Source organism: Streptomyces sp. NPDC127092 (genome assembly GCF_042722475.1).
Classification (GTDB): Bacteria; Actinomycetota; Actinomycetes; order Streptomycetales; family Streptomycetaceae; genus Streptomyces.
The window spans coordinates 1-2010 of record NZ_JBHXFE010000152.1 but is presented as its reverse complement, the minus strand read 5'-3'; the positions used below and the strand labels follow the sequence as shown (position 1 = coordinate 2010).

Below are 2010 nucleotides of genomic sequence, written 5' to 3'. Positions count from 1 at the left end.
TCCCGGCCCTGATTCCTCTGTTGTCACCGCCCGTGCCGCCGCACCCTCCTGCAGGCGGACGGTGCGACGGTCCCCGGGGCGACGGTCCGAGCGGATGCGCGCCTGTCAGTGGTCACCTGCGGCCAATACCCGCCCTCGCGTTGGGGATACCACGCGACACTACGCGCGCCGTGGAGGCTGGGCAACCGCGTTTCCCACAGGCCTTGTGGACAACGTGTGGATTCAGCGGCGTGTCGTGTGGATCGCCTGGGGACCGCGCTGGGGACAACCGCTCGACCACTCCCAGAATCCGGCTCTGACCTGGGACGATGCGATCCCCAGCGCTGTGGAGGAAGATTCTCCACCCCCCCTTTCGGCCCCGTCGATCCAACTTGACAGCACCCTCGTTTGCGCCCTCATCACACCGCCTGGTACACGCCTATCCACACCGTCGTCCACACCCTCCACATCTGTGGACAACTCCTGTGGACAAGGTGCCCGGATCTGGGGACGGCGAAGTTGACAGCGTCTGCGCGCGGCCCGCGTCGCAGGTCAACGCGCCCTCTCCGGGCCGTCCTGGCCGCCGTCGTCGCCCTGTCCGTCGCCACCGAACAGGGCCGCCGCGATGGCCACCACGCGCGCGACGGCGGGGTCCCCGCGGCCGGCCCGCCAGATCAGCTGCACGTCCAACGGCGGTCCGGCATCCTCCAGTTCGGCCCAGCCCACGGCCTCGCCACGGATGTTCTCCCGCACCGAGTCCACGGTCAGGGCCAGCCCGACGCCGGCGTCGACGAGCACCACCTGGGACCAGGAGTCGGGGGCCTGCTGCACGATGCGCGGCACGAAGCCGGCCGCCTGCGCGAGCGCGGGCAGCCGGGCGCCCAGCGCGGAGGCGGGCCCGCCGGGGATGGTGATCCAGCGGTCCTCGGCGAGGTCCGCGAGCGCCACCGTCGCGGCGCCCCACAGCCGATGCCCCGGTGGCAGGGCGACCACGAGGCGCTCCTGGGCGAGCACCCGCGCGTCGACGGCGGGCGGCACGTAGTCCCACCGGCCGAGGCACAGATCGAGCTCCCCCTCGAGCACCCGTTCGAGCCCCTGCGGCGAGAAGTGCGCGCTCTCCAACTCGAGCCGCAGCCCGGGGGCCCGCGACTGCACCTCACGGGCGAGTCGCGCCACGGGCCGGATGGCCGACGCGCTCGCGAAACCGAGACGCACCCGCCCCCGTCTCCCCTGCGACCGCACCGCGTACGGCCTCCCCCGCCCGCTCGGAGTCGTGCACCAGGTCCTCGGCCACCGGCACGAGTGCCTCCCCGGCAGGCGTCAGCGCCACCTTCCGCGTCGTCCGGTCGAACAGGGCCGCGCCGAGGGTTCGCTCGAGCCCTTGCACGAGCCGGCTCAGTGCGGACTGCGTCAGGTTCACCCGCCGGGCCGCCCGCCCGAAGTGCAGCTCTTCGGCGACGGCCAGGAACGCCCGCGCGTGGTGGACCTCCACGTGTGCTCCTCTCCCGGCCTCCCCGGGTCGCCTCGCACCGATGACTCCGGCACATCAGTGACCCCCACAAGAGTCATTGGACGGAATGAAAGCACGGTGCTTGGGTGGGATGCATCATCGTGTCGTCCGCCACAGTGAGGAGTCCGCCGTGCCCCCGGCCACCACCGCCCCCTCCCCGGCCTCGCTCCCCCTCGACGGCGTCCTCGTCGCCGACTTCTCCCGCGTCCTCGCCGGCCCGCTCGCCACCATGACGCTGGCGGACCTCGGGGCGCGCGTCATCAAGGTGGAGCACCCCGAGCGCGGCGACGACACCCGCGGCTGGGCCCCGCCCCGCTCGGCGACGAGCGCCACCTACTTCGAGTCCGTGAACCGCAACAAGGAGTCGGTCGGCTGGGACCTGAAGGACCCCGAGGACCAGCGGCGGGCCGCCGCCCTGGCCGCCCGGGCCGACGTCGTGGTCCACAACCTCAAGCCCGGCACCATGGAGGGCCTCGGCCTGGGCTACGACGACGTCGCGCGGGAGAACCCGTCCGTGGTCT

3 protein-coding genes are annotated in these 2010 nt (G+C 72.8%); 1 reads left to right on the top strand and 2 read right to left on the bottom strand.

Annotation, left to right across the window (positions count from 1 at the left end; all coding sequences use genetic code 11):
* Positions 1 to 531: 531 nt before the first annotated feature.
* Positions 532 to 1155 (bottom strand): LysR family substrate-binding domain-containing protein, encoded by a 624-nt coding sequence (locus ACFWJO_RS38220; protein WP_258183800.1) that lies wholly within the window; start codon positions 1153 to 1155, stop codon positions 532 to 534.
* A complete protein-coding gene (locus tag ACFWJO_RS38215) occupies positions 1136 to 1471 on the bottom strand; it encodes a LysR family transcriptional regulator (RefSeq protein ID WP_258183799.1) in 336 nt (111 codons plus the stop codon). Before ACFWJO_RS38215 ends, ACFWJO_RS38220 begins: the two co-directional genes overlap by 20 nt.
* 148 nt (positions 1472 to 1619) lie before the next feature.
* Between ACFWJO_RS38215 and ACFWJO_RS38210 the strand changes: the two genes are divergently transcribed.
* The coding region (locus ACFWJO_RS38210) for a CoA transferase (protein ID WP_386872766.1) at positions 1620 to 2010 on the top strand (391 nt) is incomplete at its 3' end.